The organism is Dactylosporangium thailandense (genome assembly GCF_059739745.1).
In genome coordinates this window covers 3,154,015-3,179,155 of record NZ_AP029195.1, presented here as the reverse complement: position 1 = coordinate 3,179,155, position 25,141 = coordinate 3,154,015, and the positions used below count along the sequence as shown (strand labels likewise).

The 25,141-nt window shown below is 71.2% G+C and carries 25 protein-coding genes; 13 read left to right on the top strand and 12 right to left on the bottom strand.

The window, feature by feature from the left end; translation table 11 throughout:
- Positions 1–80 precede the first annotated feature (80 nt).
- Together AC6JBM_RS14295 and AC6JBM_RS14290 are read left to right on the top strand one after the other, a co-directional pair.
- The gene (locus AC6JBM_RS14295; RefSeq protein ID WP_497984097.1) at positions 81–839 is read left to right on the top strand and encodes an SDR family oxidoreductase; all 759 of its coding nucleotides are present in this window, start codon (positions 81–83) and stop codon (positions 837–839) included.
- The gene (locus AC6JBM_RS14290; protein ID WP_497984096.1) at positions 836–1,972 is read left to right on the top strand and encodes an NAD(P)H-dependent amine dehydrogenase family protein; all 1,137 of its coding nucleotides are present in this window, start codon (positions 836–838) and stop codon (positions 1,970–1,972) included. Before AC6JBM_RS14295 ends, AC6JBM_RS14290 begins: the two co-directional genes overlap by 4 nt.
- A 33-nt stretch (positions 1,973–2,005) precedes the next feature.
- Here AC6JBM_RS14290 and AC6JBM_RS14285 read toward each other — a convergent pair whose 3' ends face one another.
- The gene (locus AC6JBM_RS14285) at positions 2,006–2,590 is read right to left on the bottom strand and encodes a TetR/AcrR family transcriptional regulator (protein ID WP_350611291.1); all 585 of its coding nucleotides are present in this window, start codon (positions 2,588–2,590) and stop codon (positions 2,006–2,008) included.
- Between the two features lie 230 nt (positions 2,591–2,820).
- On the opposite strand from AC6JBM_RS14285, the gene AC6JBM_RS14280 reads away from it, so the two are divergent.
- The 3 genes from AC6JBM_RS14280 to AC6JBM_RS14270 all read left to right on the top strand — a co-directional run bounded on the left by AC6JBM_RS14280 (position 2,821) and on the right by AC6JBM_RS14270 (position 5,254).
- Positions 2,821–3,567 carry an enoyl-CoA hydratase-related protein gene (locus AC6JBM_RS14280; RefSeq protein ID WP_497984095.1) on the top strand — a complete coding sequence of 249 codons (747 nt, stop codon included), beginning with the start codon at positions 2,821–2,823 and terminating at the stop codon, positions 3,565–3,567.
- Positions 3,564–4,019 carry a pyridoxamine 5'-phosphate oxidase family protein gene (locus tag AC6JBM_RS14275; protein ID WP_497984094.1) on the top strand — a complete coding sequence of 152 codons (456 nt, stop codon included), beginning with the start codon at positions 3,564–3,566 and terminating at the stop codon, positions 4,017–4,019. Before AC6JBM_RS14280 ends, AC6JBM_RS14275 begins: the two co-directional genes overlap by 4 nt.
- A gap of 71 nt (positions 4,020–4,090) precedes the next feature.
- Entirely contained in the window at positions 4,091–5,254 is a 1,164-nt protein-coding gene (locus AC6JBM_RS14270; protein WP_497984093.1) for a CaiB/BaiF CoA transferase family protein, read from the top strand.
- A gap of 97 nt (positions 5,255–5,351) precedes the next feature.
- Here the strand turns inward: AC6JBM_RS14270 and AC6JBM_RS14265 are convergent, their stop codons facing one another.
- Genes AC6JBM_RS14265 through AC6JBM_RS14255 form a run of 3 tightly spaced genes read right to left on the bottom strand, consistent with a single transcriptional unit; the run spans position 5,352 to position 8,465 of the window.
- Positions 5,352–6,497, bottom strand: a complete 1,146-nt coding sequence (locus AC6JBM_RS14265) for a thiolase family protein (protein WP_497984092.1) — start codon at positions 6,495–6,497, stop codon at positions 5,352–5,354.
- 31 nt (positions 6,498–6,528) lie between these two features.
- On the bottom strand, positions 6,529–7,284 hold the full coding sequence (locus AC6JBM_RS14260) for an SDR family NAD(P)-dependent oxidoreductase (RefSeq protein ID WP_497984091.1): 756 nt from the start codon (positions 7,282–7,284) through the stop codon (positions 6,529–6,531).
- Positions 7,284–8,465: an acyl-CoA dehydrogenase family protein gene (locus tag AC6JBM_RS14255; protein ID WP_497984090.1), complete on the bottom strand. Its 1,182-nt coding sequence runs from the start codon at positions 8,463–8,465 to the stop codon at positions 7,284–7,286. The genes AC6JBM_RS14260 and AC6JBM_RS14255 overlap by 1 nt, the downstream gene beginning before the upstream one ends.
- A 44-nt stretch (positions 8,466–8,509) precedes the next feature.
- Between AC6JBM_RS14255 and AC6JBM_RS14250 the strand changes: the two genes are divergently transcribed.
- On the top strand, positions 8,510–9,142 hold the full coding sequence (locus AC6JBM_RS14250) for a TetR/AcrR family transcriptional regulator (protein ID WP_497984089.1): 633 nt from the start codon (positions 8,510–8,512) through the stop codon (positions 9,140–9,142).
- Between the two features lie 32 nt (positions 9,143–9,174).
- A complete protein-coding gene (locus AC6JBM_RS14245; RefSeq protein WP_497984088.1) occupies positions 9,175–9,930 on the top strand; it encodes an enoyl-CoA hydratase/isomerase family protein in 756 nt (251 codons plus the stop codon).
- Between the two features lie 25 nt (positions 9,931–9,955).
- Here the strand turns inward: AC6JBM_RS14245 and AC6JBM_RS14240 are convergent, their stop codons facing one another.
- Genes AC6JBM_RS14240 through AC6JBM_RS14225 form a run of 4 tightly spaced genes read right to left on the bottom strand, consistent with a single transcriptional unit; the run spans position 9,956 to position 14,326 of the window.
- Entirely contained in the window at positions 9,956–10,951 is a 996-nt protein-coding gene (locus AC6JBM_RS14240) for an NAD(P)H-dependent flavin oxidoreductase (RefSeq protein WP_497984087.1), read from the bottom strand.
- Positions 10,948–11,844, bottom strand: coding sequence for an SDR family NAD(P)-dependent oxidoreductase (locus AC6JBM_RS14235; RefSeq protein WP_497984086.1), 897 nt, complete (start codon positions 11,842–11,844; stop codon positions 10,948–10,950). The genes AC6JBM_RS14240 and AC6JBM_RS14235 overlap by 4 nt, the downstream gene beginning before the upstream one ends.
- Entirely contained in the window at positions 11,844–13,466 is a 1,623-nt protein-coding gene (locus tag AC6JBM_RS14230) for an AMP-binding protein (protein WP_497984085.1), read from the bottom strand. The genes AC6JBM_RS14235 and AC6JBM_RS14230 overlap by 1 nt, the downstream gene beginning before the upstream one ends.
- Positions 13,466–14,326, bottom strand: coding sequence for an enoyl-CoA hydratase/isomerase family protein (locus tag AC6JBM_RS14225; RefSeq protein WP_497984084.1), 861 nt, complete (start codon positions 14,324–14,326; stop codon positions 13,466–13,468). The genes AC6JBM_RS14230 and AC6JBM_RS14225 overlap by 1 nt, the downstream gene beginning before the upstream one ends.
- A 63-nt stretch (positions 14,327–14,389) precedes the next feature.
- Between AC6JBM_RS14225 and AC6JBM_RS14220 the strand changes: the two genes are divergently transcribed.
- Genes AC6JBM_RS14220 through AC6JBM_RS14195 form a run of 6 tightly spaced genes read left to right on the top strand, consistent with a single transcriptional unit; the run spans position 14,390 to position 21,161 of the window.
- Positions 14,390–15,268, top strand: a complete 879-nt coding sequence (locus AC6JBM_RS14220; protein ID WP_497984083.1) for a branched-chain amino acid ABC transporter permease — start codon at positions 14,390–14,392, stop codon at positions 15,266–15,268.
- Positions 15,268–17,103, top strand: a complete 1,836-nt coding sequence (locus AC6JBM_RS14215; RefSeq protein WP_497984082.1) for a branched-chain amino acid ABC transporter ATP-binding protein/permease — start codon at positions 15,268–15,270, stop codon at positions 17,101–17,103. Before AC6JBM_RS14220 ends, AC6JBM_RS14215 begins: the two co-directional genes overlap by 1 nt.
- Positions 17,100–17,795 (top strand): ABC transporter ATP-binding protein, encoded by a 696-nt coding sequence (locus AC6JBM_RS14210; protein WP_350611276.1) that lies wholly within the window; start codon positions 17,100–17,102, stop codon positions 17,793–17,795. The genes AC6JBM_RS14215 and AC6JBM_RS14210 overlap by 4 nt, the downstream gene beginning before the upstream one ends.
- 26 nt (positions 17,796–17,821) lie before the next feature.
- Complete coding sequence (locus tag AC6JBM_RS14205; RefSeq protein WP_497984081.1) at positions 17,822–19,051, top strand: ABC transporter substrate-binding protein; 1,230 nt, start codon at positions 17,822–17,824, stop codon at positions 19,049–19,051.
- A gap of 30 nt (positions 19,052–19,081) precedes the next feature.
- Entirely contained in the window at positions 19,082–20,218 is a 1,137-nt protein-coding gene (locus AC6JBM_RS14200; protein WP_497984080.1) for an acyl-CoA dehydrogenase family protein, read from the top strand.
- Positions 20,208–21,161 (top strand): acyl-CoA dehydrogenase family protein, encoded by a 954-nt coding sequence (locus tag AC6JBM_RS14195; RefSeq protein WP_497984079.1) that lies wholly within the window; start codon positions 20,208–20,210, stop codon positions 21,159–21,161. The genes AC6JBM_RS14200 and AC6JBM_RS14195 overlap by 11 nt, the downstream gene beginning before the upstream one ends.
- Before the next feature lie 86 nt (positions 21,162–21,247).
- Here the strand turns inward: AC6JBM_RS14195 and AC6JBM_RS14190 are convergent, their stop codons facing one another.
- From AC6JBM_RS14190 to AC6JBM_RS14175, 4 genes are read right to left on the bottom strand one after another with little or no spacing between them, the layout of a single operon-like run.
- Positions 21,248–22,003, bottom strand: coding sequence for a FadR/GntR family transcriptional regulator (locus tag AC6JBM_RS14190; RefSeq protein WP_497984078.1), 756 nt, complete (start codon positions 22,001–22,003; stop codon positions 21,248–21,250).
- A gap of 56 nt (positions 22,004–22,059) precedes the next feature.
- On the bottom strand, positions 22,060–22,845 hold the full coding sequence (locus AC6JBM_RS14185; protein ID WP_497984077.1) for an SDR family NAD(P)-dependent oxidoreductase: 786 nt from the start codon (positions 22,843–22,845) through the stop codon (positions 22,060–22,062).
- A gap of 44 nt (positions 22,846–22,889) precedes the next feature.
- A complete protein-coding gene (locus tag AC6JBM_RS14180; protein ID WP_497984076.1) occupies positions 22,890–23,996 on the bottom strand; it encodes an acyl-CoA dehydrogenase family protein in 1,107 nt (368 codons plus the stop codon).
- On the bottom strand, positions 23,993–24,955 hold the full coding sequence (locus AC6JBM_RS14175) for an acyl-CoA dehydrogenase family protein (protein ID WP_497984075.1): 963 nt from the start codon (positions 24,953–24,955) through the stop codon (positions 23,993–23,995). The genes AC6JBM_RS14180 and AC6JBM_RS14175 overlap by 4 nt, the downstream gene beginning before the upstream one ends.
- Between the last annotated feature and the right edge of the window lie 186 nt (positions 24,956–25,141).

Here is a 25,141-nt window from a genome sequence, read left to right as displayed (position 1 = left end):
CCGGCCGCATACCGTAGCCAACCCACCGGTTGGTTTGTTATGTTGCCGGTCGACGGACCCCGACCCCCGATGAGGTGACCGTGCCACGCGATCACGACGGCAGGACCGCGATCGTCACCGGCGGATCCCGCGGCATCGGCCGGGCGATCGCCGGCGAGCTCGTGCGCTGCGGCGCCCGAGTGCTGGTGACCGGCCGCAAGCAGCCCGCGCTCGAGGCGGCCGCGGCCGAGCTCGGACCGGCCTGCCACTGGCGCGTCGCGCACGCCGCCGACCCCGCGGCCGCCGCCGACTGCGTGGCGTTCGCGGTGCGCACGTTCGGCCGCGTCGACTACCTCGTGAACAACGCGGCGGTGAACCCGCAGTGGGGCCCGACCATCGACGTGGAGCCGTCGCTGGTCGCCAAGCTCACCGAGGTGAACCAGTGGGCGCCGCTGTACTGGACGCAGCTGGTCTGGCGGGCCGGTATGCGCGAGCACGGCGGCGCGGTGGTCAACATCAGCTCGATCGGCGCCCGCATGCCGACGCCCAGGACGGGCTTCTACAACGCGACGAAGGCGGCGCTGGACCACCTCACCCGGCAACTGGCCGCCGAGCTGGCACCGGCCGTACGGGTCAACGCGGTCGCACCCGGGCTGATCGACACCGACATGGCCGCGGGCATCCCCGGACCGGAACGGGCCCAGCTGCTCAGCGGCATCCCGATGGGCCGCTTCGGCGCACCCGAGGACATCGCCGTGATCACCTCGTTCCTGCTGTCCGACCGAGCCGGCTGGATGACCGGTCAGGTGGTCGCGGTCGACGGCGGCGCGTTGGTGGCACACGGAAAGGTAGTCCGATGACGATCCGCGAAACGCCGTACCGCGTCGTGGTCTGGGGCCCCGGATACACCGGCGCCCAGGCCCTGCGCGAGATCGCCCGGCGCCCCGAGCTCCAGCTCGTCGGCTGCCTCGCCTACAGCCCGGCGAAGGTCGGCCGCGACGCGATGGAGCTCATCGGCGAGGCGCCGATCGGCGTCGAGGTCGTCGCCGACCCGCAGGCGATCCACGACCTGGACGCCGACATCGTCCTCTACGCGGGCATCGCGCTGCCCGACGAGACGTCGCGGCACGCGGAGATCACCGCGCTGCTGCGCGGCGGCAAGAACGTCGTCACGTCGACCGCGTACTTCTTCCCGTGGCAGCGCGGCGAGGAGTACGTCGCGCCACTCGAGGCCGCCTGCGCGGAGGGTGGCACGACCCTGCACGGTACCGGCATCCACCCCGGCTGGTTCGCCGAGCGGTTCGCGCTCACCGCGACCAGCCTGTGCACCACCGTGCACGCGGTGCACCTGCGCGAGATCTGCGACCTGAGCCACCACGCCGGCGACACGATCGCCGCCATCGGCTTCGGCCGGCCGCCGGAACAGCTGGGCGCGAAGACCCGCAAGACGTTGCTGAGCCGGTACTACTTCGAGTGCGTCGCCGGGCTCGCCCACCATCTCGGCCTGCCGGTCGAGGAGCTGACGGCCGAGGTCCGGTACCTGCCGAGCACGCGGACGCTGCAGTGCGCCGGGGTGACGGTCGAGCGGGGTACCGTCGGCGCGCTCGACGGCGCGTGGAGCGGGCTCGTCGGCGGCGAACCCGTCATCACCATCCGCGAGCTGTGGTACCTGGACCCCGCGCTCGTCGACGACGGCGTCGAGCTGGTCTCCGGCGACATGTACGAGGTCGACGTGCGGGGCCTGCCCGTCGACGTGCGCACCCGCGCCGACCTGCGCACCTCGGACGCCCGCGACGTCTTCGGCATCGACGACCGGCAGTCCGCGGCCAACCTGGCGACCGCCGTGCAGCTGGTGCAGACGATCCCGGCGGTCGTGGCCGCGCCGCCCGGCATCCTGCTCGCGCCCGGCTTCGCCTATCCCGCGGCCGACCTGCGCACCATCCCCGACGTGCTCGGGCGCCGGCCGGCCGTCATCCCGGAGACGATCCACTGATCGGCGCGCCGACCGGCCGGTCGGTCGGGTGTGTCAGCGCCGCAGGATCCCGTTCATCACGAAGTCGGTGAGCTCGTCGACCAGCGTCTCCTGTGCCTTGCGTCCGCCGGCCCGGAACCAGTTCGGCACGTAGGCGAGGATGCCGATGATCGAGTACATGACCATGTTCAGGTTCAGCTCGCGGAACTCTCCCGCCCGCACGCCGGCGGACAGCAGCTGCCGGGTGAACCGCTCATAGCGCTCGATGCGCCGGCGCAGGTCGACCGCCTGCTCCTCGTCGAGGTGCTGCTCCACCCAGGGCAGCTCCTGGAAGAAGACCACCAGCTCGTCCTGCTTGGTCGCGACGTGCTCGACCTGCAGCCGGATCAGCGCCCGCATCCGGTCGGCGGCGTCGCCGGTGCGCGGCACCCGGCCGACGAGCTCGAGGGTCGCGTCGACCTGGTCGGACATCAGCTCGTAGAGGATGGCGCTCTTGGAGGGGTAGTAGTGATACAGCGTCCCCTTGTTGAGCCCGACCGTGTCGGCCAGCAGATCCATGGTGGCCGCGTCGTAACCGTGCTCGCGAATGAGGCGGGCTGCGGTGGTTCGGACTTCAGCGCGTCGCGATGGCCGAGGCACCCTGTTCCCTTCGCTGCGGATTCCTTCGCCAGGTTCGGAGGACGATGATAGGGGCAGACGACCGCGGACGCGATCCAGAGCGCTGGATCGTCACCGCCGCGGCGCGGAGCGTGACAGCATTGCGTCGCCGACGCGCCGCCGTGAGCAGACCGGCGATGCCGCGCCGCCGGAGCAGACCCTATTGTCTTAATCATATAGCTGATTTGACTGAACTTGGTTAGCATCGGCGCATGCCCAGCGGCCTCGTCCGGACGTCAGACGACGACGGAGTACGCACGGTGACACTCGATCGTCCCGGGAAGCGCAACGCGTTGTCCCGCGCCATGCAGGTCGACCTCTGTGACGTCCTCGCCGCGGCCGACCAGGACGCCGCGGTCCGCGCGGTGGTGCTCACCGGCACCGATCCGGCGTTCTGCGCCGGGCTCGACTTCACCGACCGGGACCAGTTCGCCGACCGGTACGGCAACCAGTTCCGGCACCACCCGGCCCGCGCCCTGCGGGCCATGCGCAAGCCGACCATCTGCGCCGTCAACGGGGCGTGCGTCTCCGGCGGGCTGGAGGTCGCGCTCAGCGCGTCGTTCATCGTCGCCTCCGACCGGGCCTCGTTCGCCGACACGCACGCCCGCCTCGGCGTGGTGCCCACCTGGGGCCTGACCGCCCTGCTGCCACGGGCTGTCGGCGTGCGCCGGGCCCGGGAGCTGTCGGTGACCGGGCGCACCGTCCACGCCGCCGAGGCGGTGGCGATCGGCCTGGCCAATGATGTGGTACCGCATGAGCAGTTGCTCGCCTTCACACAGGCGCTGGCCTGTCAGGTGCCGGCGACGACCGCCGTGCATGACGTCCTGCGCCTCTACGACCGGGCCGAGGCGGCCGCCGTCGCGGCGCCACTGGAGATGGAGTGGGTCGCCATGCTGGACCGTCCTTTCGACGCCGAGGCGTTCGCCGCCGCCGGGCGCGATGTGGCGCGCCGGTCGTGAGTATCCGCTTCACGCCGGACGAGGCCTGGGCCTTCGTCGAACGCGCGCACACCGGCATCCTGACCACGCTGCGCGCGGACGGGTGGCCGGTCACGCTCCCGGTCTGGTTCGTGGTACTGGACCGGACGATCTGTTGCACCACGCCGGCCGACGCGAAGAAGGTCGCCCGCGTCCGCCGCGATCCCCGCGCCGCCTTCCTGGTCGAGTCCGGCCACGCCTGGACCGAGCTGGCCGCCGTACACCTGACCGGATCCATCGCCGTCGTCGCCGACGAGCCGACCGAGTCGGCCGTGCGGCAGCTGTTCGAGGCCAAGTACGCTCCCTCGCGGGTGGCGTCCGAGCGCATGCCCCAGGCCGCGCAACGCGCCTACAGCGACCGGGTCACGCTGCGCTTCACGCCCGGCGACCGGATCCTCAGCTGGGACAACAGCCGCATCCCCCTGCGTGACTGACACCCGCACCGCAGCATGGCCGACAATCAGCTCACACCAGGTGCGGGCGTCCCGCGCGAGAGGAGTTCGCCATGGCTGGCCCGCTGCAGGGGTTGCGCGTCGTTGAACTGGCCGGCATCGGGCCAGGTCCGTTCGCCGCGATGCTACTCGCCGACCTCGGCGCGGACGTGGTCCGGGTCGACCGGGTCGGCGCCGTCTCGCCGATCGGCGCCGACCCCGCCGGTGACCTGCTCAACCGGGGCAAGCGCTCGATCGCAGTCGACCTCAAGCAGCCCGCCGGCGTCCGGACCGTGCTCGGCCTCGCCGCCTGCGCCCACGCGCTCATCGAGGGCTGGCGGCCCGGCGTCGCCGAGCGGCTCGGCGTCGGCCCGGACGCGGTCCTGGCCCGCAACCCCGCACTCGTCTACGGCCGGATGACCGGTTGGGGTCAGGATGGCCCGCTGGCCACCACCGCCGGTCACGATGTCGACTACATCGCCCTCGCCGGGGCGCTCGACCCGATCGGCACGGCTGGTGGCCCGCCGCAGATTCCCATCAACCTTGTCGGCGACTTCGGCGGCGGCTCGCTCTACCTGGTCGTCGGGCTCCTGGCCGCGCTGCGCGAGGCCGAGCGGACCGGCCGCGGACAGATCGTGGACGCCGCGATCGTCGACGGCACCGCGCACCTCACCACGATGATGCACGCCATGCGTGCGAGCGGGCTGTGGCAGGACCGGCGGGGCGCGAACCTGCTCGACGGGGGCGCCCCGTTCTACGCCGTGTACGAGACCGCGGACGCCCTGCACATGGCCGTCGGCGCGCTCGAGCCGCAGTTCTTCGCCGAGCTGGTGCGCCGCCTCGGCCTGGACGGCGACCCGGACCTGCCCGGCCAGTTCGATCGCGACCGCTGGCCGGAGCTGCGCCGTCGATTCGCCGAGCGGTTCGCCACCCGCACCCGCGACGAGTGGACGGCGCACTTCGCCGGTGGCGACGCCTGCGTCACGCCGGTCCTCGCCCCCGGCGAGGCCACCCGCGACCCGCACCTCAGCGCCCGGGGCACGTTCATCGAGCGGCACGGCACGGTCCAACCGGCGCCGGCGCCGCGATTCTCTGCCACCCCAGCCGAGCTGACCACCCCGCCGCCGCTGCCGGGCGAGCACAGCCGCCAGATCCTTGTCGACTGGGGCGTCGAGGACGCCGACGCCCTGCTCGCCTCCGCCGCGATCCACGAAGCCACCCCGGCGGAGGCGCGCTGATACGCACCGGGACCGGCCGTTCGCCGGCCGGCACACGAGGCGTCCAGTACGGCGAAGCCGCGCAGGCCGTCGATCACAAGGATGGAACTGCTCAGTCTCAGAGCAGCTCCAGCAGGGTCGCGTTGGCCTGTCCTCCGCCCTCGCACATCGTTTGCAGCCCGTACCTGATGTCGTTGTCGCGCATGTGGTGGAGCATGGTCGTCATCAGGCGGGCGCCGCTGCCACCGAGCGGATGCCCCAGCGCGATCGCGCCCCCGAGCGGGTTCACCCGCTCTGGCCGGGCGCCGAACTCGGCCATCCAGGCCAGGACAACCGACGCGAACGCCTCGTTGATCTCGACGACACCGATGTCCTCCAGTGACAGGCCTGAGCGCTTCAGCAGCCGCTGCGTCGCCGGGATGGGCCCGGTCAGCATGGGCATGGGTGCCGACCCGACCACGACGGAGGTGCGGATCCGGGCTACCGGCCGCAGGCCCAGCTCGGCGGCCCTGTCCGACGTGGTGATGAGCAGGGCGGCCGCCCCGTCGCTGATCTGCGACGCGTTGCCGGCGGTGACGACGCCGTCCTCCCGGAAGGCTGGGCGCAGCTGGCCCATCACCTCGATGCTCCCGCCGCGCCGGATGCCCTCGTCCCGGCCGAGCACGGTGCCGTCCTCGAGCGTCACCGGCACGATCTGGGCGGAGAACCGGCCCTTGTCGGTGGCGGCCGCGGCCCTGGCGTGCGACTCGAGGCTGAACTCGTCCAGCCGGGTGCGGGACAGCCCCCACTCCTGGGCGATTGTCTCCGCGCCGACGCCCTGGTTGGGGAACTCGGCGCCGTACCGTTCGACGTAGCGGCGCCCGAGCGGGGAGCCTCCGGCCTGGGAGGAGCCCATCGGGACCCGCGACATGACCTCCACGCCGCCGGCCACGGCCACATCGTAGTGGCCCGCGATCACGCCGGCGGCGGCGAACGAGACGGCCTGCTGGGACGATCCGCACTGCCGGTCGATGGTGACGCCGGGGATGTGCTCCGGCCATCCCGCGGACAGCACCGAGGTGCGCGCGATGTCGAAGGACTGCTCCCCGACCTGGCCGACGCATCCCCAGATCACGTCGTCGACGACGGCCGGGTCGATACCGGCCCGATCGCTCAGTGCCCGCAGTACCAGGGCGGAGAGGTCGGCGGGGTGGACGCTGGAAAGGCCGCCGCCGCGCTTACCGATCGGCGTGCGGACTGCTTCGACGATGACTGCGTCTCTCATGACGGTACGTCCTTCTCCTGGGGTCGGCGGATCAGCGCGGCGCCATCCGCAGGGCACCGTCCATGCGGATGACCTCGCCGTTGAGGTAGTCGTGGTGGACGATGGCCAGCGCGAGCTGGGCGTACTCGTCGGGCCGGGCGAGGCGCCGCGGGAACGGCACGCCGGCGGCGAGGCCCTGGCGGAACTCTTCGGAGACGGTGGCCAGCATCGGGGTCTCGACGATGCCCGGCGCGATGGTGTTGACCCGGATGCCGTACTGGGCGAGGTCGCGCGCCGCGGGCAAGGTCAGCCCGACGATGCCGCCCTTGGACGACGAGTACGCGGCCTGGCCGACCTGCCCCTCGTAGGCGGCGACGGAGGCGGTGTTGACGATGACGCCGCGCTGCCCGTGCTCGTCCGGCTCGGTCCCGGCGATCGTCTCGGCGGCCAGGGCGAGGACGTTGAAGGACCCGATGAGGTTGATCTGCACGACGCGTGCGTAGAGGTCGAGGTCGTGCACGCCGCCGCGGCCGAGGATCCGCATGGATGGGCCGATACCGGCGCAGTTGACGACCGTGCGCAGCGGCAGGCCGGCGCCGGCGGTTGCGACGGCGGCGCGGACCTCCTCGTGGTTGGTGACGTCGGTGGCGAGGTACTCGACTCCGGGCAGTCGAGCCGCCTTGTCGATGCTCTGCTGGAGGTCGAGCGCGAAGACTCGGGCGCCCTCGCCCGCCAGCGCGGCGGCGGTCGCGGCGCCCAAGCCGGAGGCTCCGCCGGTGACGATGGCTGCCGTGTCAGCGACCTGCATCAGTCCTTCTCCTTCGGGGCAATGGTGATTGTCGCGGTGCCGTTCTTCGCGAGTGCGCGGCCGACGACCATCCGTTGGATCTGGTTGGTTCCCTCGAAGATCTGCATGACCTTCGCTTCGCGCATGTAGCGCTCGACCGGGAAGTCCCGGGTGTAGCCGTAGCCGCCGAAGACCTGCACAGCGTCGGTGGTGACCTTCATGGCGTTGTCGGTGGCGACCAGTTTGGCAATCGATGCCTCGCGGCTGAACGGCAGACCCTGGTCCTTCAGGCGTGCCGCATGCAGGGTCATCGCGCGGGCGGTCTGGACCGCCGCCTCCATGTCGGCAAGCAGGAAGGCGAGGCCCTGATGCTCGATGATCGGCTTGCCGAACGTGTTGCGCTCCTTCGCATACGCCACGGCCAGGTCCAGGGCGCCTTGGGCGAGGCCCGTGGCGACGGCCGCGATGCCGAGCCGGCCGGAGTCGAGGGCGGCGAACGCGATCCTGAGGCCATCCCCCTCAGCGCCGATCCTGCGACTGGCGGGAACCCGCACGTGGTCCAGGCGCAGCGTGGCGGTCGGGGAGCCGGTGAGGCCCATCTTGCGTTCGGGCTGGTCGGCGCTCAGCCCCCCGGCGTCGGCCGGGACCAGGAAGCACGAGATGCCTCTGCGCTCGTCCGAAGTCCGCGCCATTACCTGGTAGAAGTCGGCGTGCCCGCCGTGGGTGGTCCAGGCCTTCGCGCCGTTGAGCACGTAGTCGTCGCCGTCACGGACGGCGCGCGTCGTCAGGGCGGCCGGGTCGGAGCCCGCGTTCGGCTCGCTGAGGCAATAGGCTCCGAGGAGGCCCCCGCCGAGCATGTCCGGCAGCCATTGCTGCCGTTGCTCCGGGGTGCCGAAGTTGACGAGCCCGAAGCAGGACAGTGCGTGCACGCTCGTGCCCACGCCGACGCTGGACCAGACTCTGGCGACCTCCTCGAGCACCTGCAGGTAGACCTCGTAGGGCTGGCCCCCGCCGCCGTACTGCTCCGGGTACGGCAGGCCGAGAACGCCGATCGTGCCGAGCGTCCGGAACACGTCGCGCGGGAACTCCTCGTCTGCCTCGGCCCTCGCGACCCTCGGCGCCAGTTCCTTGTCGGCCAGGTCACGGACGACCTTGATCAGGTCAGCACTCTCGCTGCTGGGCATGACACGTGATGCGGGCATCGAATATCCCCTGGAGTACGAAAACAAGTACTAGAGTATCGGATATGGTACTCGACATGATGCCCTGCCGTAGGGTCTGTGCCATGCCGTCGTCTGCGAAACCTCGCGCCCGTCGCGAGGAGATGTTGGTCCAGATCCGCGAGTTGTTCCTGGCCGAAGGCTTCGCGTCGTTCAGCGTCGGCGACCTGGCGGAGCGGCTGCACTGCTCGAGGACCACGTTGTACGCCGTGGCGCCCAGCAAGGAGCAGATCGTGGTTGCGGCTGTTCGCTCGTTCTTCAAGACGGCGGCGGAGCGCATCGAGGCCAGGGTCGGCGCCTCGGACGATCCCGCACGGCAACTGGCGATCTATATGGAGGCCGTGGCGTCGGAGCTCCAGCCGGCCTCGCCCGCGTTCTTCGCGGACGTGGCGGAGTTCGGCCCGGCCAATGAGGTGTACCAGGAGAACACGCAGTACGCGGCACGGCGGGTCCAGGATCTCGTGACCGACGGCGTCAAGCTCGGGGCGCTGCGGCCGGTCCACGCCTCGTTCGTGGGCGCCGCGGTGGCCGAGGTGATGAGCTCCATTCAGCGCGGCGCGATACAGGCGGCGACCGGGCTCGACGCGGCGGAGGCCTACCGTCATCTTGCCGACCTGGTCATCAGCGGCCTGACGGAGCGAACGGAGAGGACGGTCTGATGCGCGAGGCCATCGATACATCGGCGGCCGCGGTGCGAAGTGACATCGCGGAGGGGGTGGCGACGATCGAGCTCAACCGGCCGGAGTCCGCCAATGCGCTGGATCTTCCCATGGCGGCGGCGCTCCACGACGCCGTGCAAGCGGTATCGCGCGACCCCGGCGTCCGCTGCGTGCTGCTGCTCGGCCGGGGCCGGAACTTCTGCGCCGGCGGTGACGTCGCGGCGATGAGCGGCGCCGCGGATCGGCACGCCTACGTGCTGAAGCTGGCCACGACGGCACACCGCAGCGTGCTGGCCCTCACCGAGCTGGACGTTCCCGTGGTCGCCGCTGTCCAGGGCGCCGCCGCCGGCGCCGGGCTGGCGCTCAGCCTGGTCGCCGACGTGGTCCTCGCCGGCGAGTCGGCGAGGTTCCTGACGGCGTACGCGCAGGCGGGGCTGACACCGGACTGCGGAACATCTTGGCTCCTGCCACAGGTTGTGGGCCTGCGCCGGGCGCTCGCCCTCACGCTGACCGACCGCCGCCTGACCGCGCAGGAGGCCGCCGACTGGGGGCTGGTCACCGGCGTCTGCCCCGACGATCAGGTTACGGAGTCGGCCCGCCGGATCGCGCTGCGCATGGCGTTGGGACCGGTCCCCGCGCTCGGCCGGACCCGGCGCCTGCTGCGTGACGCGTCGGGGCGTTCGCTGGCCGAGCAGCTGGACGTCGAGGCGGCGTCGATCGCCGAGGCCAGCATGTCCCCCGCCGCCGACGCCCGGCTCGCCGCCTTCGCCGGCAAGAGCGGGAAGTAGGTTCAGCACTACCGGCGTCCGGGGGTCAGACCGCGCCGGCCGCCGGCGCCAGGAGGCGCGGCAGGCGATCGCGGATGATCTTCTCGGCGTCGGCGATGATGCTGTTCACCACGTTCTCACAGCTGTCGACGTCCTCGATGAGGCCCTGCGCCTGGCTGGCCCACCACATCCCGTCCTGCATGGCACCCGCCGTCAGGACGCGCTCGCGGCCCCGCGCCCCCGAGGCGAGATGGGCCACGTCGGCGAAGGCGGCGCCGGGCTGGCGTGAAATCTGGGCGATCTCCTCCGACACGACGTTGCGCGCCACGCGGGCGGAGTTGCCGAACTCGCGGAAGACGACGGTGGTGTCACGCTCGGAGTTCGCGACAATCTGCCGCTTGACGTTGTCGTGGATGGGCGCCTCCGTCGTCGCCATGAAGCGCGTCCCCATGTTCGCCGCGCACGCCCCGAGCGACAGCGCGGCCACGAGGCCGGCGCCGGTGGCGATGCCGCCGCTGGCGATGACCGGGATGCTGAGCGCGCGGCTCGCGGCCGCGATCAGCACGAGACCCCCGATGTCGTCCTCGCCCGGGTGACCAGCGCACTCAAATCCGTCGATGCTCACCGCGTCGACCCCGAGCGCCTGCGCCTTCACGGCGTGACGCACCGAGACCGCCTTGTGAATGACCTTCACGCCCGCCGCCTTGAAGTGCTCTACGTGCGGCTTCGGGTTGCTGCCGGCCGTTTCGACCACGCCGACGCCCGACTCGATGATCACCGCCCGGTAGTCCTCGTAGGGAACCGGGCGGATCGTCGGCAGGATGGTGAGGTTGACGCCGAACGGCTGGTCCGTCAGCTTGCGCGTGCGCTCGATCTCCAGCGCGAGCGCTTCGGGGGTCGGCTGGGTCAGCGCGGTCAGGAACCCCAGGGCGCCGGCCTCGGCGACGGCCGAGATCAGGCCGGCCGTACCGAGTCCGGTCATGCCCCCGCACAGCAGCGGATGCCGCACGCCGAAGGTCTCCGTGAAGCCAGTTCTGATCATGTTGAGGACGGCTTTCGCTCTGAGGGCTGTGATACCAGAGACGGTACTACAGTACTCGTTTCAGTATCAACGACGGCGCCGGCGAGGAGTGTCAGCGTCCTCGCGATCGACGCCGCCCGGCCCGCGGCAGCACGCAGCTCCTCGTCGGCGGCCGTGGACAGGGTCTCCGGCGCGTACAGGCCGAGCCGTGTCCCGTCGAAGCGGAAGATCCTGCCGGTCACGCCGCGCGTGGCCTCGCTCAGCAGGGCCACGACGGCCGGCGCCACGTCTTCGGGCGCTCCCAGCGCGGGGCGGTCGGGCCGGGCGTCGATCGCCGCCATCCCGGTCTCCGCCAGCGGCGAGATGGCGTTGACCCGGATGCCGGCGGGCGCGCACTCGAGCGCCCAGCCAGCGGTCATGGCGGCCACCGCCCCCTTGGTGGCGCCGTAGGCGCTCATGCCGGGGATGCCGAACCGGGAACCCGAGACGACGGTGACGATGGAGCCGCCCGTGCCCTGCTGGAGCATGGCGCGCATGGCGTGGGTCGCGCAGAACTGCACGCCGAGCACGTTGATCTCCACGATGCGCCGGAGCCACGCCTCGTCCTCCTCCCAGGGCGCGGCGTGATGGGTGACCCCGGCGTTGGCCACCAGCCCGTCGAGGCGACCGAACCGCCGCTGCGCCGTGTCGACCAGCCTGGCGGCCGTCGACCACGAGCCGACCGAGCCGGGCTCCGCGACCGCGTGGCCACCGGCGGCGGCGACCTCCTCGACCACGGCGAGCGCGGCTTGCTCGTCCACGTCGTTGACGACGACGCTCGCCCCATGGGCCGCGCAGGCGTGGGCGTACGCGCGGCCCAGGCCCCTTCCGGCGCCGGTGACGACGACGCAGCGCCCGTCCAGGAGACGGGCCATCAGCCGGCGTCCGTGCCGAACAGGTCGACGAGCGCCGCCTTGTTGATCTTTCCGGTCGGGTTCGTCGGCAGTGCCCGCACGACCCGCAACAGCTCCGGCTGCTTCTGGCGGGCCAGGCCCTGACCGGTCACGGCACGGCCGATCTCCTCGATGGTCCAGTCGTCGCGCCGCGAGACGATGGCGGCGCCGATGCGCTCACCGAGCCGGCCGCCGGGCACCGCGACGATCGCGACGGCGTCGATCTCGGGATGCTTGCCGATGGCTTCCTCGATCTCGCGGGTGCTGAACTTCTCCCCGCCGCGGTTGATGATGTCCTTGATGCGCCCCGAGATCCGAACCTGCCCGTCACGCGCCAGCGAACCGAGGTCCCCGGTCCGGAACCATCCCCCGGGCGCGAACGCGTGCGCGTTCAGCTCTTCCCGCACGTAGCCGAGCATCATCTCGGGCCCGCGCAGCAGCAGCTCCCCGACCTCGCCCGGCTCGACGGCCTCTCCCGCGGGGTCCACGACCCGCAGCTGCACGCCCGGGGCGAGGTGGCCGTCGGTCTCCGCCCGGTACTCGAGCGGATCCAGCTCGTTGGCCAGCGTCGCCGTCGGCAGTTCGGTCATGCCCCAGGCCCGGTACGCCGCGATGCCGAGCTCCCCCGCCCGCGCGATGAGCGCGGGCGGGACGGAAGCTCCTCCGCAGCAGTACTGGCGCAGCGACGACCGATCGTGCCCCGCCGCGGCGTAGGCGTCGAGCAGCTCCCGCAGGAACGGCGTGGCGCCGGCCATGTAGGTCGCGCGCGTACGGTCGACCAGCTCGACGCAGGCGCCGGGGTCCCAGCGCTCCATCAGTACCGCGGCGCCTCCCACCCGGGCGGGGATCATGAACCCTTGCAGCAGGCCCGTGATGTGCGTCATCGGCGAGGCCATCACCATGCGGTCCCGGAACGTCAGCCCCCACTCCGCGATGGTCGTGCGCAGCTCGTGCTGCAGGCCCGCCACGGAGTGGACCACGCCCTTGGGCTCGGACTCGGTGCCGGAGGTGAACAGCACGAGGCACGGATCCGCCGGGCCGGCGGGCTCGACGCCCGAGGGCAGGGAGCCGGTGCCGGCCGAGTCCGCGGACCGCCAGCCGGCCGCGCGGCCACCGACGATCAGCCGCGCGGCGGGCTCGTGGCCGATCGTGCTGAGCGCCTCGTCGAACTCGTCGGGATAGTCGCGGCGGGCATCGGCGGCGTGGGCGATGACGGCCGCCGGTCGCACCTGGTCGAGGGCGCTGAGGATCTCGCGCGGGCCGTAGAGCGGCACGATCGGGCTGCTGATCGCGCCGATGCGCCAGATCGCGGCCGCGGCGGCGACGGCCTCGACGCCGGTCGGCAGCATCCAGGAAACCGCGTCGCCCGGCCGCACGCCGCCGTCGAGGAGGGTTCGGGCGATCGCGGCGGATCTGGCGGCCAGCTCGGCGAAGCTCGTCTCCCCCGCGGCCGTGATGACCGCCGGCCGGCCCGGCCAACGCGCCGCCCCCTGCTCCAGGAGGTGCCCGATCCGCTCGTCGGTGAGGAAGCCCTGCCGGCACCACGCCTCCGCGACGTCGGGTGCGACGATGCGCCGCCGGCCGCTCCAGTCAGCCACCCTCATTACTGCGTCCACTCCGCCGGGCGCTTCTCCAGGAACGCCGCCGGCCCTTCGATCGCGTCCGGATGGGAACGGTGCCGCCGGATCAGCTCCCAGCCGAGGTCGAGCTCGGTGGCGATGCGGCGCTCCTCGAACGTGCGCAGGACGCGCCGGCTGAGCCGCACGGCCTCCGGCGAGTTCTTCGCGATCATCCCGGCGAGCTCCAGGCCCCGGTCCCGCAGCGTCGCGGGGTCGACCACCTCGGACACGAGGCCGGCCCGCTCGGCCTGCTCGGCGGAGAGCGACTCGTACCGCCCCAGCAGCACCATGCGCGTCAGGATGTCCGGGCGCATCCTCAGGCGCAGCTGCAGCGGCTCGAGCGCCGAGACCTGCCCGACGCTCACGTGCGGGTCCAGGAAGCGGGCCGCGGACGAGGCGACGCAGATGTCGGCGTCGGCGACGAAGTGCAGGCCGCCACCGGCGCAGGCCCCGTTCACGGCCGTGATCACCGGGATCTCCACGTGCGCCCCCGGCAGGAAGTCGAGCTCGGCCGCCGCGGTGTCACCCACCCGGGTACGTGGCGCGGCGAGCATGCCCGCGTCGGCGCCGCCGCAGAAGGCCTTGCCGACGCCCGTGAGCACGATTGAACGCAGCCCCGGCGCACCGGCCGCGGCGCGCCACAGGCTCGCCAGCGCATCCATCAGTTCGTCATTGAGAGCGTTGGCCGCCTGCGGGCGGTTGAGGGTCACCAGCAAGGTGCCATCGATAACCGTGCTGAGCAGCACTCCCTCCGCGCGTTCCAAGTCTGCTCTGTCGCGCTGGCTCGACACCGGCGCCTCCTCACGGCGCTTCCCGCGCCCTCCCTTGACTATCGTCCAAATCATATATACGTTTCTGCGCCATGCGGAAGAGGGATGTCACGTCAAGCGCCTGGAGGGACGCCCCGTATGCATGACTTTCTCCAGTCGGTCCTCGTGCCGGGCCTGTCCGACGGCGCGATCTATGGATTAGTTGCGGTGGGTTTCGCCACGCTGTTCTCGACGACCGGGGTGATCAACTTCGCACACGGCCAGATGGTCATGTTGATGCCCATGTCTGTGCTCGTGGCGATGCAGGCCGGCCTGCCCACATGGCTCGCATACGTCGTTGCGCTGGTGGTGGTGGTCGGGGTCGCCCTCACGGTCGAGTGGTCGGCGGTACGACCGTTCGTGCAGTCGGGCCAGTCCGTCACGTGGCTGCTCTCGACACTGGCAGTGAGCGTGATCTTGGCCGAGCTGCTGGCCATCCCGTACAACGGGGAGTCGCGCAATTTCAAACACGGCGTCAGCGCACGCCGGTTCGACCTGGCGGGCATCGGCATATCGCCGGCCGAGCTCGCGTCGATCGCCGCGCTGTTCGTCGTGACCGGGCTGCTCGTCGCCTTCTACCGGTACACCCGAATCGGGCTCGAGCTGCGCGCCATCGCCGACGATCTCGACGGTGCGGAGGCGGTCGGGATCTCCCGCGCCCGCGCCTCGCAGATCGCCATGACGCTTGCCGCGCTGGTCGCCGCGGTCACCGGGGTGCTGGTCGCCTCGACCCAGCTCGTCACGCCGTCGCTCGGACTGTCGTACACGTTCTACGGCTTCGTGGCCACGGCGATCGGCGGCATGGGCAGCATCGGCGGAGCCCTGGTCGGCGGCCTCATCGTCGGCGTCCTGAGCCAGGCGATCGGCGTGTACGTCGGCAGCCTCGTCGTGAACCTCGCGGTGTTCGCCCTGCTGCTGGTCGTCTACGTGATCCGCCCACACGGCCTCTTCGGCGCCGCGCCCGTGCGGGCGGTCTGATGGTGCACAAGCTGCTCGAGAAGCCGGCACGGGCGATGGCTCCCGTGTCGCGAGCGCTGCGCGGCGGCCTGGAGCGAACTCGCGAGGCCGTGCCGCCCCCCGTCCGCGGCGTGCTCGCGGCGCCGGGCCTGCACAGCCTGCTGATGACGGCCGTGGCGCTGGTCCTGCTCGTCGCGTGGGGCCCGCAGTCGTACAACGGCTACGTCCTGCAGCTGATCTGCCTGTACGCCGTCGCCACCCTGGGCCTCAACATCACCACCGGCTACGCGGGCGCGCTCTCGCTGGGCCAGGGCGCTTCGTTCGCCATCGGTGCGTACATCACCGCCATCCTGGTGGCATCGCACGGATGGCCGTTCTGGATCGCCATCCCCCTCGCCGTCCTGGGCGGGCTCGTCGCCGGCGCGGCGATCGGCTTCCCGGCCGGGCGCTTCGGCGCGATCGGCCTGGCCATGTTGTCGCTCGGCCTGATGCTCGTCGTCAACGACATGCTCATCCAGTTCCAGAACGTCACCGGAGGCAACTCCGGACTGTCCGGCATCGACCCCCGCCTCTGGTTCGACCACGACCCGGTGGTAACGCCGTGGGTCGTCCCTACCGTCATCGTCGTCGTCGCCGCCCTCTGCTACTGGCTGCACGCCCGGTACCGGGTGTCACGGCTCGGCCGATCCACCGTCGCGGTTCGCGACGAGCCCATCGGCGCGTCGGCCCTCGGCATCTCGGGCTACATCACGAAGGTTGCGGGCTTCGCGGTCGGGTCCGCGCTGGGCGCGCTCAGCGGAGGGCTCTTCGCGATCCTCTCCGCCTACATCTCCCCGGATGCCTTCTCGCCGAACCTCTCCATCCTGTTCCTGGTGATGGTCGTCCTCGGCGGCAGCGGCTCCCGGCTCGGACCGGTGGTCGGCGCGGCGCTGCTGATCCTGATCCCGCTCCGCCTCGACGCGTACCCGCACGTCAACAACCTCCTCTACGGCCTGCTGCTCATCGTCCTCATGCGGCTGCGCCCCCGCGGCCTCTTCAGCCGTACCGCCGCGCCGGCCAAACAAGCGCTGCGGGAGATCGCCGGCACGCCGCCCATCGAGGTGCCCGAGCGCGCGCCCGGCGCGCCGATCCTGCGGCTGACGGACCTGCGGCGCACCTTCGGGGGCGTCAACGCCCTACGCGGCGTGTCGTTCGACCTGGCGCGCGGGGAGATCGTGGGCCTCATCGGCCCGAACGGTTCCGGCAAGACGACACTGCTCAACGTCGTGTGCGGGCACTACCCCCCGACGGCCGGTCAGATCGAGCTGGACGGGGCGGAGATCGGCGGGCAGAGCCCGGCCGCCATCGCCCGGCGCGGCGTCGCCCGCACGTTCCAGACCCCGAAGACGTTCCCCGGCATGAGCATCGAGGAGCATCTCGCACTCGCGGCCGCTCGCGGCGACCGCGAACCGGAACTGCTCCAGGCCTGCCGCCGCGGCGCCCTCGCGCTGCTCGAGCTGGGCGGCTTCGACCCGCACGACGCGGCCGCCGTCACCCGGGAAAGCAGGGTCATGAGCCACGGTCAGTTACGTTTCCTGGAAGCCGCCACCGCCATCAGCGCCTGTCCGCAGGTCCTCCTCCTGGACGAACCGGCGGCGGGACTCTCGGCCTCGGAGATCGAGGGATTCGAGCGCGTCGTGAGCGACGTCGCGGCGGCTGGGATCGCCGTCATCATCGTCGAGCACCACCTGGAGATGATCAGCCGCCTGGTCGACCGGGTCGTCGTCCTGGACCTCGGTACCCTCCTCTGGGAGGGCCGGCCCGAGGATCTCCACACCGTCGATGCCGTCCGCGCCGCCTACATGGGTGTCGCATGAACGGCGGGCGCCTGAAGGTGGACGGCCTTCGCGTACGGTACGGCGGCGTCACCGCCGTCGAGGACCTCTCGCTCACGGTGGAACCCGGGACGTGCCTGGCCCTGCTGGGCGCGAACGGCGCCGGGAAGACCTCCACATTGCGTGGCATCGGCGGTCTCGCCGCGGCCGGCGGCGGCATCTGGCTGGACGACCGTCGCCTCGACACGCTCTCGGCGAGCAAACGGGCCCGTGCGGGCCTGGGCCACGTGCTCGAGGGCAGGCACGTCTTCAAAAGCCTGTCCGTGGCGGAGAACCTCCGCGTGGCGGCGGGCCGGGCATCCCGGCCCTCCGAGGTCGACCCGCTCGACCTGCTGCCCGAGCTGCGTGAGCTGATGCCCCGCCTGGCCGGCGGCCTGAGCGGGGGCCAGCAGCAGATGCTGGCCATCGCGCGAGCGGTCGCGGGCGCTCCCCGCGCCATCATGCTCGACGAGCCGACGAACGGGCTCTCGCCGAAGCTGGTCGGACGGACGATCGAGATCCTTGCCGATCTGCGGGACGCCGGCTTCTCGGTGCTGCTGGTGGAGCAACGGCTCGAAGTCGCCCAGAAGCTCGAAGCCGACGTCGTGGTGCTGCGGCACGGGCGCGTGGAGCACCGCCTGCACGGGACCGACCCCAGCCTCCCGGACCTGCTCCACGCCGCCTATCTCTCCTGATAACTCACAGAAAGCACGAGGAACACATGGCCACCTTCATCAAGAGAGGCGTTGCCGCCGCAACGCTGTGTACGGCGCTCGTCGCCCTCGCCGCATGTGGCGGCGGCGAGTCCTCCGGCGACAAGGGCGAGAGTTCCGGCTCCACCATCAAGATCGGGTTCGTCGGGGCGCTGACCGGCTCCCTCGCGCCGAGCGGCCAGGTGTCACTCGCGGGGCTCAAGGCCGGCGCCGAGTACGTGGAGCAGCACAACCCCGGCACAAAGATCGAGATCATGCAGAAGGACACCAAGGGCGAGCCGACCGCGGCGGTCGCCGCGACGCGGTCGCTCGCGCAGGAGGGTGTCTCCGCCTTCTACTTCACCACCGAGGCGTTTCCCCCGGTTCAGGACATCCTGAACCAGGTGAAGGTGCCCGGCGACACGGCGGGCGGCATCGGCTCGATCCTGGCGGACGTCGGCGACTCGAAGCGGTACAAGTACGCGTTCAGCACCGGCGCGGGCACCTCGGGCGACACCTCGATCGTGCCCCTGCTCTCGTACGCGGCCTCGGCCGGCAACACGGTGGCGATGCTGGACGACTCCTCGGCGTACGGCACATCGCAGTCGAAGGAAACCCTGGCCGTCGCCAAGAGCCAGTTCCCCAACGTGAAGATCGTGCAGGAAAGCTTCCCCTCCACCGCCTCGGACGTCACCGCGCAGCTGTCCAAGCTGCGGGACTCGGGCGCGCAATCGCTCATCGTCTGGTCGTACGGCGCCCCGCTGGTCGCGGCCATGTCGAGCCTGGACAAGATCGGCTGGAACCCGCAGATGTCCGGCGTGCTGGGCATCGGCGATCCCGCGACGTCGGAGCTCATCCCGAACGGCATGAAGAGCACCCTCGCCGCCGGCCCCATGGCCAAGACGTTCCTGTCGGCCACGCAGGGCGAGTCCCCCACCGGCATCACCGCGGACTTCGTGAAGCTCTACCTGAAGGCCAAGGGAAAGGACTCCTTCAACGCGCTGGACACGGTGGGCGCCATCTCCTTCGACTGGGTGCTGCTGGTGACCCAGGCGTCCCAGAAGGTCAAGTCGACCAACGCCGACAAGATCAAGCAGCAGCTGGTCTCCGGCGAGGCGCTGCAGGGCGCCAACGGCACGTACAAGTTCGGTGCCGACAAGCGCATCGGGCTGGACGCCGATCAGCTGGGCGTGTTCGTGCCCGCCAAGCCGTGCCCGAACGGCAAGTGCGTCGAAGCCTCCGTCGGCGCGGGGCGCTGAATGCCTGAGGAGACCACAGTCGATCTCCGGATGGGATCGCAGGCGGACGATTTGCGCGTCCGCCTGCGGGCCCTGCTCGCCGAGCTCCTCCCCGAGGACTGGACGACATCCTTCGCACGCGACCCGGCGGTGCAGTCGGTCGTGGCCGGGGTCACCGAACGCCTCGCGAGCGAAAAGCTCCTCACGCTCAGCTGGCCCAGGGAGTACGGCGGCGCGGAGGCCGACGTCTGGCAGCAGACCGTGCTACGGGAGGAGCTGTGGGCGCACTTCGAGCCGCGCGGCCCGCAGTACATGGGCTTGAACTGGGTCGGGCCGGTGATCATGGAGGTCGGCACGGCGGAACAGCGGGCTACCCACCTGCCCGCCATCTCGGCCGGGCAGGCCGTGTGGTGCCAGGGCTTCAGCGAGCCCGGGGCCGGATCGGACCTCGGCGCGCTGCAGCTCAGTGCCCGCCTCGACAACGGCGAGTGGGTGCTGAACGGCCAGAAGATCTGGACCTCCTACGCGGGTCTGGCGCAGTGGTGCTTCCTGGCGGCGAAGACCGACAAGGCGGCCGGGAAGCGCGAGGGCATCACCATCTTCCTGGTCCCCATGGACCTGCCGGGCATCACCGTCGTCCCCATCGAGTCGATCATGGGCGAGCAGCACCTCAACGAGGTGTTCTTCGATGACGTGCGGATCGGCGGCGACGCGATCCTGGGTGGCGTCGGCAACGGGTGGGACGTCATCAAGCTGGTGCTGAAGCACGAACGCATCGGCATTCCGCGTTACGCCCGGGACGAGCGGGTGCTCGCCGCGCTGGCGGGGCACGGGTCACTCGACGAGCCGACGGCACTGCATTCCTACGCCCGCGCGCTGGTCCACGCCCGCGTGGCCCGTCTGCTCAACTACCGCGCCGTCGCGTTGAACGACGCCGGGCGGCTGACGGACCGCGAGGCCTCCATCGCGCGGCTGGCCTCGATCCAGCTCGACCAGGAGGTGGCGCAGCTGGCGCTGGACCTCGCCGGCGCCGACGCCCTCGCCCCCGACCTGTCGGCCGGCCTGCTCGGACGCGTCGAGGACGTGTTCCGCTACGCACGGTCGGCGACCATCGCGTCCGGGACCATCGAGGTCCAGCGGATGCTGGTCGCCCGATCGTCGATCGAAGGAGCTCGGCATGCGTCGTGAGTGGCCGCAGGCGGCGATCGCCTACCAGCAGAGCGTCGCCAAGGCGCTCGGGGCGCTGGGCGGCGTCAACATTGCGCGCGACGCGGAGACGGACCCGGGCCGGCGGCGGGCAGTCGTGGCGCCGGCCCTGGACCAGCTCGACCTCCGGACCCTGGATCCCTGGGGCGAGCAGGACGAGTCGGCGGCCGCCGTACTCGGGATCAAGGCGGCCGGCGCCGTCGTGCTTCCGTGGCCGCTGGTCCACGAGCTGGCCGTGGCCCCGCACCTGCGCCGGGAGATCAACGGCGTCTACCTGTCCGCCGGCGCACCCGGGCGACTCGACCATGCCGACCTGTTCGAGCGCGCCGTCGCCGTCGACCTGGTCCGGGGCGGCGCCTCCTCGGTCACGGCGAGCCCGCTGCGGCCGGCGCCGCTGGACCCGTTCGCCGCGGGCGTCGTCCTCGGCGCCACCGAGCTGGACATCGACGTGCCGCGGGCCGTCTCGATGCACCTGCTGCTCGACGCATTCTGGGTGCTCGGCGCGCTCGGCACGGCCGTCGAGCTCGCGGTCGTCCACGCGCGGGAGCGGCAGCAGTTCGGCAAGCCGATCGGGAGCTTCGGTGAGATCCGGTGGCGCATCGCGGACATCGCGCTTGCCCTCGACGGGCTCGAGGAACTGACATTGCACGGGTGGTGGCTGGTTCGGCAGGCCGCGGCAAGGCCTGCGGACCTGCTCGCCCTCCGGGTGCAAATGCTGGAGTCGGCGAACGTCGTGCTGTCCAATGCGCACCAGGTGCTTGGCGCGATGGGCCTGTGCGAAGAGCACGATCTCACCGTGATCGACCGTCACCTCCAGAGCGTCCTGCACCGCCCGGCCGGGCTGATCGCCTCGACGGATCTCCTGGCGCAGGCGGTCGCCAGGGAGGGCTTCGACGGCATCTACCCGGTTGCGGCCCGGCGCTAGACGCCGGCGCGACAGCGAACAAACGCCCGGCCGGGTTTCGACCCGGCCGGGCGTTGCGCATCGAACTGACCGCGGTCAGGCGACGGTCATTCCTGGGCGTTCATGCGGGGGTTGCCGTACTCGTCCAGCACCCGCACGGGCGGAGCGTTCTCCGAGGCGACATACAGCTGCGACGCCTGCAGATGGGCCCGCATCAACCGTCCGGCCTGATCGGCGTCGCCCGCCTCGATGGCATCCACGATGGAGTCGTGCGCCCGCAGGACCGCGCGACGCAGGTCCACCGTGGGGTAGCTCTCCTCCTCGGCCGCCTGGCGGGCCCAGCCCCGCTCCTGGATGCTCCAGACGCTCTCCAGCATGCCGACGAGGATCCGCAGCGTCTGGTTACCGGCCGCGTCGACCAGCTCTTCGTGGAACTTGCCGGCCGCGCCCGTGAAGGCGGGCCCGTCCTCCACGACCTGCAAGGCCTCGTCGCCGAACTGCCGGAGCCGGGCACCGATGGCGGCGTGGTCCTCGCGAAGCGCCGCATGCTCGGCGCACAACGGCTCCAGCAGGTTGCGGGCGGCCGCCAGGTCCGGCATGGGCAGTGCACGCGAGTGCATCAGCAGTCCCATGTGATACGCGGCGGAGTCCAGTGTGGGGCTCTTGATGACGGTGCCGCCCCGCTTGCCGCGGCGGACGCTCACCAGCCCCTCCGTCTCCAGGATGCGGAACGCCTCGCGAAGGCTCGGACGGCTGACCGGATAGTTCTGGAGCATCACCGGTTCCGTCGGCAGCTCCGATCCGTCGACGAGATCGCCTTCCATGATGCGAAGCCGCAGCTGAGCCGCCATCGCCTCGGCCACCCTTGGTGTCCGCAACGGCACCCGGCGAGGGCGCGCGGAATTCTCGGGTTCGGGCATCAGAGAGTTTCACCGCCGTCGACAAAGATCGTCTGGCCCGTGATGAACGAAGCGAGATCGCCCGCCAGATGGACGGCCAACGCCCCCAGCTCTGCGGCGTCGCCCGTGCGTCGCATCGGAATGCGCTCCTTCAGCCAGGCCTGACCTTCGGGACTGTCGTGCAGGGCCTGGGTCATGCTGGTGCGGAAGTGCCCCGGCGCGATGGTGTTCACCGTGACGCCGAACGCCGCCCACTCTTTGGCGAGCGCTCGCGTGAGCTGGCCCAGGGCGCCCTTGGCGACCTGGTAGCTCACGGTCAGGTTGGCCGACCTGGCGACGCTGCTCGACGCAATGTTGATCACCCGGCCTCGCTGCTGCTCCAGCATCCCCGGCACGAACGACCTGATCAGATGCAGCGATCCGCGCACGTGCGTGTCCAGCACCGAGTCCCAGTCCTCATCGGACATGGCGACATCGGCAGGCCCGGATCCCGGCTGCCCGACCTTCTGGCCGGACGACTCGTCCACCGGCAGCGCAACGACAGGCTTCTTGACCAGATTACCGGCGTTGTTCACGAGGATATCGATGGCCTTGACCTCATTGAGCACGGCGTCCCGTAGGCGATCCAGATCACCAGGTTGCCGAATGTCCGCCGGAAAGGCAAGCGCCCGGCCTCCCGCGGCATCGATCTGCTCCACGAGGCTGTCGAGCTCTTCGGCCTTACGGGACACGACGCACACGACGGCGCCCGCCTCCGCCAGGGATGTCGCGATCGCGCGCCCCAGCCCGCGGCCAGCCCCGGACACGAGGGCAGACCGTCCGGCGAGTGAGCCCGCGACGTGGGTGGCTGTCATAGTCTGCCTTTCGGAAGTCCGAGCGTTCGCTCCGCAATGATGTTCCGTTGCACTTCGGACGTGCCGCCATAGATCGTGGCGCCCAGCGAGTCGAGCCGCTCGTCGAAGAGCGCCGGGTCGTCGAATGCCTTCTCGCCAGCCACTTCCAGCGACAGCAGGGCGGCGCGCTGCACCGACTCGGAGCCGAGCAGCTTGAGGATCGACGCCGCGGGGGATGGCAGGTCCGCGAACCGCTGGGCGGCCGTGCGCAGGCCGGTCAGGCGAACACTCTCCGCGTCCGCCAGCGCGCGGCCGAGCTTGACGAGCTGGTGCTGCGCCAGGTCGGGGGCGCGCAGCGCGGGGCCCATGGCCCGGTTGGTCTCCAGCCACGTGTTGATCCAGATCATGTCCCGCTCGTGCTCGAGGCTGGCCATGGCCACCGTCCAGCCGCCATTGAGCTCGCCGAGCAGCGCGTCCTGCGGCACCTTCACGTCGTCGAGGAAGACCTCGCAGAAGGACTCGACCGCGGGGCCAGCGGTGCGGATCGGGCGGACCACCACCCCAGGGCTTCGCATGTCGAGGATCAGGCACGAGATGCCGTGGTGCGGCTTGCCGCCGGTGGCGGTGCGGACGTAGAGCGTGCACCACCGCGCCTCGTCCCCCTGTGTCGTCCAGATCTTCTGACCGTTGACCGTGAACACCCCGTCGGCAAGGGTCGCGGTCGTGCGCAGAGACGCCAGGTCCGAGCCGGCGCCGGGCTCGGACATGCCGAGGGCCCACCATTCGTCGCCGCGGGCGGCCGGGCGCAAAAGCCGGTCCCGCTGGGCGGCGGTCCCGAAGGCCCGGATGGCCGGTGCCGCGACCCCGACGCCCTGGATGTTCATCAACCGGGGAACCCGGCGACGCGCGCCGACAAGCTTGACGGCCAGGGCATCGGCACCGTTCAGGTCGCGCCCGCCCTCATCCCGGCCCCACTCGGGGATCAGCCAGCCCTCGTCGAATGCGGCCGCCTGATAGGCCTTGCGAAGCTCGGCATCGCCGCGGTACCGCTGATAGTTCTCGACGTAGTCGGCCGGCAGGAAGTCATCCAGGAACGCGTCGAACACAGCCCCCAGGTCCGTCATCGCGCTTCCCCCCTTTCGATCCGTGCCGCCGCCATGAAGAGGTCGTCGGGGGCGCCGAGCAGGCCGGCGCTCTGATGGGCGCGGCGCAGGAACAGGTGGCAGTCCGCCTCGAACGTCACGCCCATGGCGCCCATCAGCTGCGTGAACCGTGCCGCGACCTGGACGGCCGCCTCGGCCGCCACCGCGTTGGCCAGCAGGCAGTCGCGGGTCGGTACGCCATCGAGGACTCCCGCAACGAGGCGCAGGGCCGCGCCGAGCGTTAGGCTACGAGCCTTCTCGACTGACACGTAGGCGTCCGCGAGCTGGTGCTTGACCGCCTGGAACGCTCCGATCGCCTGACCGAACTGCCGGCGCTGCAGCACATGCTCGATCGCCGCGTCCAGGGCACCCGCAGCGGTACCGACAAGGTCGGCGGCAAGGCAGACGCGAGCGCTCGCCATGATCCGCTCCAGATCGTCGAGTGCGATCGCGCGGGATTCGACGGCGGCCGCACCCTGGAACCGCAATGCGGGGACGGGCCGGGAAGGATCGATCACCGTCGCGCGCTCGAGCACCTCGACCCCGTCCGCGTCCCGGTCGACCACCGCGATCCAGGCGCGGTCCGGCCCTTGCACAACCAAGGTGAAGGTGGCCGCGTCGAGACCGCCGAGCACGTGCGCCCGCTCGACGAAGCACCGGCCGTCCTCGACGAAACCCTCAGCGGTGGAGAAGCCCGCGGGCGACCGCCGGTAGTCCTCACGGTGCACCCCGGCCGCGATCTGCGTCTGGGACGCCAGCACCGCCGGCAGGAGCGGCACCGCCAACAAGCTGCGCCCGGCCTCCTCGAGCATGACGACCAGGTCGATGATCCGGCCAAGCCCGCCGACGGCCTCGGGAACGCCGATGTCCAGGTAGCCGCCCTTCGAGAGGGTTGCCCAGCCGTCGGGCGCAAGCGCGGCGCCGTCGATGGCGGCGCGCATGTCCGCCGGACCGTTGAGTGATCGGAACTGAGCGCAGGCCGTCTCAGCGAGAGCACGCGCATCCTCGTCCGGGGCCAGAAGAGACCAGTCCGCCATCGTATCCAGGAACTCCTCAGCATCGTCCGGCCTCCGACGCTCGCGATGCTACCCGAGTTTTCATCATTCGAGTAATATGATTTAGATGTT